Origin of the sequence: Novosphingobium sp., from assembly GCF_030696665.1 — a bacterium.
Taxonomy (GTDB): domain Bacteria; phylum Pseudomonadota; class Alphaproteobacteria; order Sphingomonadales; family Sphingomonadaceae; genus Novosphingobium.
Window position 1 is genome coordinate 76,979 of sequence record NZ_JAUYRV010000032.1, and the last position, 6,322, is coordinate 83,300.

Sequence of the window (6,322 nt, forward strand, 5' to 3'; positions counted from 1 at the left end):
AGCGGACGGGAATGACATGAGCGAACCTTTGCGCATCGCGCTGGCCGGGCTTGGCACGGTCGGCGGTGGGGTAATCCGGCTGATCGAGGCGAACGCCGATCTTATCGCGCGGCGCGCGGGGCGGCCGATTGTCATTACCACCGTCAGCGCGCGCAACCGCCACAAGGATCGCGGGTTCGACGTCTCGCGCTATGCCTGGGAAGACGACATGGTCATCCTGGGCGAGCGGCCCGACGTGGACGTGGTGGTGGAGCTTGTCGGCGGGGCCGACGGCCCGGCGCTGGCGCTGGCCCGCACCACTTTCGAAGCAGGCAAGGCGCTGGTCACCGCCAACAAGGCGATGATCGCGCACCACGGCGTGGAACTGGCGACCAAAGCCGAAGCGGCCAAGGTGGCGCTGAAGTTCGAGGCGGCGGTGGCGGGCGGCATCCCGGTGATCAAGGGCCTGAAAGAAGGCGTGGCCGCCAACGAAATCGCGCGGGTCTATGGCATCCTCAACGGCACCTGCAACTATATCCTGTCAACGATGGAAGACACCGGCCGCGATTTTGCCGATGTGCTGGCCGAAGCGCAGGCCAAGGGCTATGCCGAGGCGGATCCGAGCTTTGACATCGACGGTATCGATGCGGCGCACAAGCTGGCGATCCTGTCATCCATCGCGTTTGGCACAGCAGTGGACTTCAAGCCCGTTGCCGCAACCGGCATCCGCCGCGTGCTGGCCGCCGATATCGCGCAGGCCGATGCGCTGGGATACTACATCCGCCTGATCGGCATGGCCGATACCGAGATCGACGCCGAGGGCAAGTGCCGCCTGTTCCAGCGCGTGCATCCACACCTTGTGCATCGCGATCACCCGCTCGCGCACGTCGACGGGGCGACCAATGCGGTTGTGGCCGAGGGCAACTTTGTGGGCCGCCTACTGTTTCAGGGCGCGGGCGCGGGTGATGGGCCAACGGCAAGCGCCGTAGTGGCCGACCTTATCGACATTGCGCGGGGCGATATTGGCGCGCCGTTCTCGATCCCCGTGGCCGAACTGGAGCGCGCTGCGCCTGCCGAGACGGGGCATCGCAGGGGCAAGGCTTACATCCGCTTCAACGTAGCGGATCGCCCGGGCGTACTGGCCGAGATCACCGCCGCCATGCGCGATGCTGGCGTTTCGATTGAAAGCCTGATCCAGAAGGGCAATTCGGACAACGCGCAAGTGATGGTGGCGATGGTCACGCACGATGGGCCGGAAAGCGCCATCGCCGAAGCACTGCGCCTGCTTGATGGCTCGCCCGTGCTGGCAGACCCGCCGCTGGTCATGCACATTCTGGGCGACTGAGGATTGGATGTCCCGGCGGTTCAGCGCGCCGGGATTTCACCCTTGGCGATGCGGTCTGCATCCGATCCCGGCGGTGGGGCCGGTAGAGCCTTGATATCGAAGTAATACATCGGCGGCGGCACCCCGCCCACGCCAATGCACCCACGGCTGCAATCGCGCAGGCCGGAGACATTGGGTGCGCGCGGAATGCCGGTGTCGGTCGATTTCGCGCCGTCGGTTTCATCACGCAGCGGCACCCGTTCGCGGTCGCTCGCCTCCTTGCCGCCACATACGACAATCGTTCCATCCGAGCGTTGCATCGGGCGGCAGCGCTGGGTCTGCGAGGTGGAGAGCAGCGCGCGCGCCACGTCGGCATCACTTTGGCCGGTACCGGGCACGACCGGACCCTGAACCGCGCCAGGATTGGGCGCGGCTGTTTGCTGGGCAAAAGCAGGCCCTGCGCCAAAAAGAAGCGCAATGCTGGCCAGAACTGCTACTGTTCGTCTCGACAAGACCCTTCCCTCGCGTCTAGTGCCGGGTCACACCAATGTCATCTGTGCCACGCAATGCCTATCGCGCGACACTCTGATGTTCGTGCATACGTTTGCACAGTCTGCGTGCCCCGTCGACCCGGTCGTGCCGGTCCGATGCTGCACATTGGCTGAACCGATCGCGACTTGCTGCTTATTCCTGCAACCACCTGACCAAGCTGGAGCCTACGTGACCGACCAGACCACCAACCCCGCCGCCTCCTCGGTTCCAGCCTCTCAGGTTCTGGATCGCGTCCTTGTGCTGGAAATGGTCCGCGTGACCGAAGCCGCCGCCATCGGTGCGTCCAAGCTGATCGGCCGTGGCGACGAAAAAGCCGCCGATGCCGCCGCCGTCGAAGCCATGCGCGCAGCCTTCAACGAACTGTGGATGGATGGCACCGTAGTCATCGGCGAAGGCGAGCGCGACGAAGCGCCCATGCTCTACATCGGTGAAAAGGTCGGCGCAGCACCGGGCAAAGGCCCCAAGATCGACATTGCGCTCGATCCGCTGGAAGGCACCACCATCACCGCCAAGGCCGGTCCGAACGCGCTGGCCGTGCTGGCCGTTGCCGAAGAGGGCGGACTGCTGAACGCGCCCGACGTGTATATGGACAAGCTGGCCGTTGGCCCCGGCTATCCCGAAGGCATCATCGATCTCGACAAGTCACCGACCGAAAACGTCAAGGCTGTGGCTGCGGCCAAGGGCGTGGCCCCCGGCGATATCATCGTCTGCGTGCTTGACCGCCCGCGCCATTCAGATCTGATCGACGAGCTGCGTGCGCTGGGCTGCGGCATCAGCCTGATTCCCGATGGCGATGTGGCAGGCGTGATTGCGGTGACCAACGAGGAAACCGGCATCGACATGTACATGGGCACTGGTGGTGCGCCTGAAGGCGTGCTGGCCGCTGCCGCGCTGCGCTGCGTGGGCGGACAGTTCAAGGGCCGCCTGCTGTTCCGCAACGAGGACGAGAAGCAGCGCGCCTACAAATGGGGCATCGAAGACCTGAACAAGCAGTACGACCTGAAGGAACTTGCCAAGGGCGACTGCATCTTTGCCGCCACCGGGGTGACCGATGGTTCGCTGCTGGCAGGCGTGAAGGTCCACAAGAGCGGCGTAATGACTACCGAGAGCGTGGTGATGCGCGCATCATCGGGCACAGTGCGCTGGGTCAAGGGTGAGCACCGCAAGGGCCGCTGAACCACGACATCTCACCATGACGAAAGGCCCGGCCTCCTTGGGGAGGGCGGGCCTTTTCATGTCACGTGCCGTAGCGGGCAATCACTGGCATCTGCCGTTCACCCTGCGCTGCCGAGTAGCGGCGCAAACTCTCAGGATTGCTCGCCCGCCCCGGCCGCGTGTCCACATCACGCGTGCGGAAGCTTGAGACGAGATCGGTCAGCGCCTGCGCCTCGCTCGAAAGGCTATGGGTGGCGGCAGACGACTGCTCAACCATCGCCGCGTTAGCCTGCGTCATCCGGTCCATCGCGGCGACCGCGACATTGACCTGTTCAAGGCTTTCGGCCTGCTGGGTGGCAGCCTGGGCGATGCGCGAGACCAGCCCGTCAACGGCGGCAATCTGGTCGACTATGCCGGTCAATCGCTCACCGGTGGCGTCGACAAGGCGGACGCCCTCGCCCACCTGGCTCGTGCTGTTCTCGATCAGTGTCTTGATGTTCTGCGCCGCTTCGGCAGAGCGCTGTGCGAGCGCGCGCACTTCGGTGGCGACAACCGCAAAGCCCTTGCCCGATTCGCCCGCACGCGCCGCTTCAACCCCGGCATTGAGCGCGAGCAGGTTGGTCTGGAAGGCAATGCCATCGATCACGGTGATGATCTGGCTGATCGCTTGGGCAGAAGCTTCGATCTGTGCCATCGCCGCCACGGCCTGACGGACGACGTCGCCGCCAGCGTTGGCCTGTTCGTGCGCGGCGGCAATCGCATTGTGCACACTTTGTGCGCCGGTTGCCGTTTCACGCACACTGCCGGTAACGCTATTCATCGTTCCTGCCGTAGCGGCGAGGCTTGAGGCCTGCTGTTCGTTTCGCATGGCAAGATCATCGGTCGCCACGCGCAGTTCGGATATTGAACCCAGCACGCTGGACGCACCAACGCGCACCGTGCGCATGGCCGATGCCAACGCATTACAGGCACTGTTGTAGTTGTCGCGCAGTTCCTCGTAGCCTTCAGGGAAGGTCTGATCGATCCTGTATTCGAGGTTCTGGCGGGCCATGCTGTCCAGCCCGGCAGACAGTGCGGCAACCACCTCCTGCTGATCGCGCTCCGCCTTTTGGCGGGCAATACCATTGTTCCGGAATACTGCCATCGCGCGGGCCATTATGCCGATTTCATCCTGCCGGTCTGCACCTTCAACGTCCAGACTATAGTCGCCTTGCGCCATGCGCTCCATTGCCGTGGCAGTATCGACCAACGGGTTGACAATGCTGCGCCGGATCATGCTGCCAGCACCGTAAACCATTGCGAGAATAGCGATGGCCACGATGGCAAACAGCACCAGCAAGCCGATCACGAGAACCTGCGCAAAATCCATCAGTTCAGCGCGGTATTTGCCCGATTCTGCCACCAGGTGCGTCACCGCATCGTGCTGCTTGCGATAAGCCGGGGTAAGTTCTGCTGCGTGCACCCGTTGCATGGTGGGCAGATCGCCGGCCTTCATCGCAGGGAGAAAGCGACTGTCGACAGCCGACCAGAACGCGTCGGCAGATCCCACGGTAGCGGCAACCTCTTCGCGCAGTTCCTCTGGCACAGGAGCGCTGGCCCAATAGCTTTTGCGCTGCTCGAACAGCGTGCGCTCTTCGGCAAGCGCGACCGCCGCCTCTTGTGCATGTGCCAGATCGGCAATTGCCCACGTGGTGTGCAGATAGGGTTCGACGACGAAGGCAGGCGGTGGAAGGATGTCGGCAAGAAGTTCGTCCTGCAACAGATTCTGCTGGTGCAGCGGTCCGCCAAAGCGAATGTACCCGACCGCAACAGCAGCAAGCGCAATGGCTGCGACGATCAAGCCTACGACAATTTTTGTCCCGAAAGCGGTACGGTCGCGGATCATGACAAGGCTTCCTTGCAGCCGGTTGGATGCTGCCTGTTTAGCCGTCTACCGTTAATTCCCCCGCGTGATGGCGTGACGCTGATTGCGTAGGATACCGTAAAGTTCTTGAAAATCAGAAGGATCGCAAAATCAAGGCCCCGCTGGATTGCTCCAGCGGGGCCTCAATTACTTTACGTCAAAGCCTGCGAAAACGATCAGTCTTCGCTGCCCTCGGCCTTGTCGGCGATCAGGTAATCACCGGCATCGGCATCCAGGCCGTGGGTTTCACCCTCGACCGCTGCCAGCGGATCATCACCGATGGCCGCTTCCGGACCCTGCGCCAGTTCAGCTGCATGCTCTTCGGCTGCCGATGCCGGAGCAATCAGCGATTCCTGAAGCTTGCGGTAGGACGCGCGCAGCGCAGCATCGCGGCTTGAGGCCGCAACGCGCAGGCGGTTCATGCCCGCACCGGTACCGGCGGGGATGAGACGGCCGACGATCACGTTCTCCTTGAGACCGATCAGCGAGTCCTTCTTGCCTTCCACGGCCGCCTGCGTGAGCACGCGGGTGGTTTCCTGGAACGACGCAGCCGAGATGAACGAACGCGTCTGCAGCGATGCCTTGGTGATGCCCAGCAGCACCGGCTTGCCTTCGGCGGGCGCAAAGCCATCCTCAAGCTTGCCGTTCACTTCGAGCATTTCCTCAAGATCGACCTGTTCGCCTGCCAGCAAGGTGGTGTCGCCACCGTTGGTGATTTCAACCTTCTGCAGCATCTGGCGAACGATCACCTCGATGTGCTTGTCGTTGATCTTCACGCCCTGGAGCCGGTAGACGTCCTGGATCTCGTTGACCAGGTAGTCGGACAGCGCCTCCACCCCCAGGACCTTCAGGATGTCGTGCGGCACCCGCGGCCCGTCGACCAGCGGATCGCCGACGCGCACGAAGTCACCTTCCTGCACCGAGACGTGCTTGCCCTTGGGGATCAGGTATTCGCTCTCCTCGCCGGTCTCGTCGTTCTTCACGATGATGCGGCGCTTGGCCTTGTAGTCCTTGCCGAACTCCACCCGCCCATCGATCTCGGCGATGATCGCGTGGTCCTTCGGACGCCGCGCCTCGAACAGTTCGGCCACGCGCGGCAGACCGCCGGTGATGTCGCGCGTCTTGCTGCCCTCGCGCGGGATGCGCGCCAGCACGTCGCCGGCGGCCACCACCGCGCCGTTCTCCACCGACAGGATCGAATCGGGCGCCAGGAAGTAGCGCGCATCCGCCCCGTTCGGCAGCTTCACCACCTCGCCGCGCTCGTCCTTCAGCTGCAGGCGGGGCCGCAGATCGACCCCGCGCGCGTTCTGCTTGTAGTCGACGACCACCTTCGAGGTCAGCCCGGTCACCTCGTCCATCCGCTCCACCAGCGTGACGCCTTCCAGCAGGTCGAGATACTCCACCCGCCC

The 6,322-nt window shown here is 63.7% G+C and carries 4 protein-coding genes and 1 pseudogene; 2 read left to right on the forward strand and 3 right to left on the reverse strand.

The window, feature by feature from the left end; all coding sequences use genetic code 11:
• Positions 1 to 16 precede the first annotated feature (16 nt).
• Positions 17 to 1,324, forward strand: a complete 1,308-nt coding sequence (locus tag Q8R81_RS08685) for a homoserine dehydrogenase (protein WP_305617029.1) — start codon at positions 17 to 19, stop codon at positions 1,322 to 1,324.
• 20 nt (positions 1,325 to 1,344) lie between these two features.
• On the opposite strand, the gene Q8R81_RS08690 is transcribed toward Q8R81_RS08685, so the two are convergent.
• Positions 1,345 to 1,701 (reverse strand): hypothetical protein, encoded by a 357-nt coding sequence (locus Q8R81_RS08690; RefSeq protein WP_305617030.1) that lies wholly within the window; start codon positions 1,699 to 1,701, stop codon positions 1,345 to 1,347.
• Between the two features lie 322 nt (positions 1,702 to 2,023).
• Between Q8R81_RS08690 and glpX the strand changes: the two genes are divergently transcribed.
• The gene (glpX, locus tag Q8R81_RS08695) at positions 2,024 to 3,031 is read left to right on the forward strand and encodes a class II fructose-bisphosphatase (RefSeq protein ID WP_305617031.1); all 1,008 of its coding nucleotides are present in this window, start codon (positions 2,024 to 2,026) and stop codon (positions 3,029 to 3,031) included.
• A 61-nt stretch (positions 3,032 to 3,092) separates the two neighbouring features.
• Here the strand turns inward: glpX and Q8R81_RS08700 are convergent, their stop codons facing one another.
• Both Q8R81_RS08700 and Q8R81_RS08705 read right to left on the reverse strand, forming a co-directional pair.
• Positions 3,093 to 4,895 (reverse strand): methyl-accepting chemotaxis protein, encoded by a 1,803-nt coding sequence (locus tag Q8R81_RS08700; protein WP_305617032.1) that lies wholly within the window; start codon positions 4,893 to 4,895, stop codon positions 3,093 to 3,095.
• Between the two features lie 194 nt (positions 4,896 to 5,089).
• Positions 5,090 to 6,322, reverse strand: a pseudogene (locus Q8R81_RS08705) (DNA-directed RNA polymerase subunit beta'); the annotation flags it as partial.

Bases quoted from the DNA above. Each gene is read 5' to 3' on its own strand.
- Q8R81_RS08700 (WP_305617032.1), bottom strand. From the start codon at position 4,895: ATGATCCGCGACCGTACCGCTTTCGGGACAAAAATTGTCGTAGGCTTG.
- Q8R81_RS08685 (WP_305617029.1), top strand. From the start codon at position 17: ATGAGCGAACCTTTGCGCATCGCGCTGGCCGGGCTTGGCACGGTCGGC.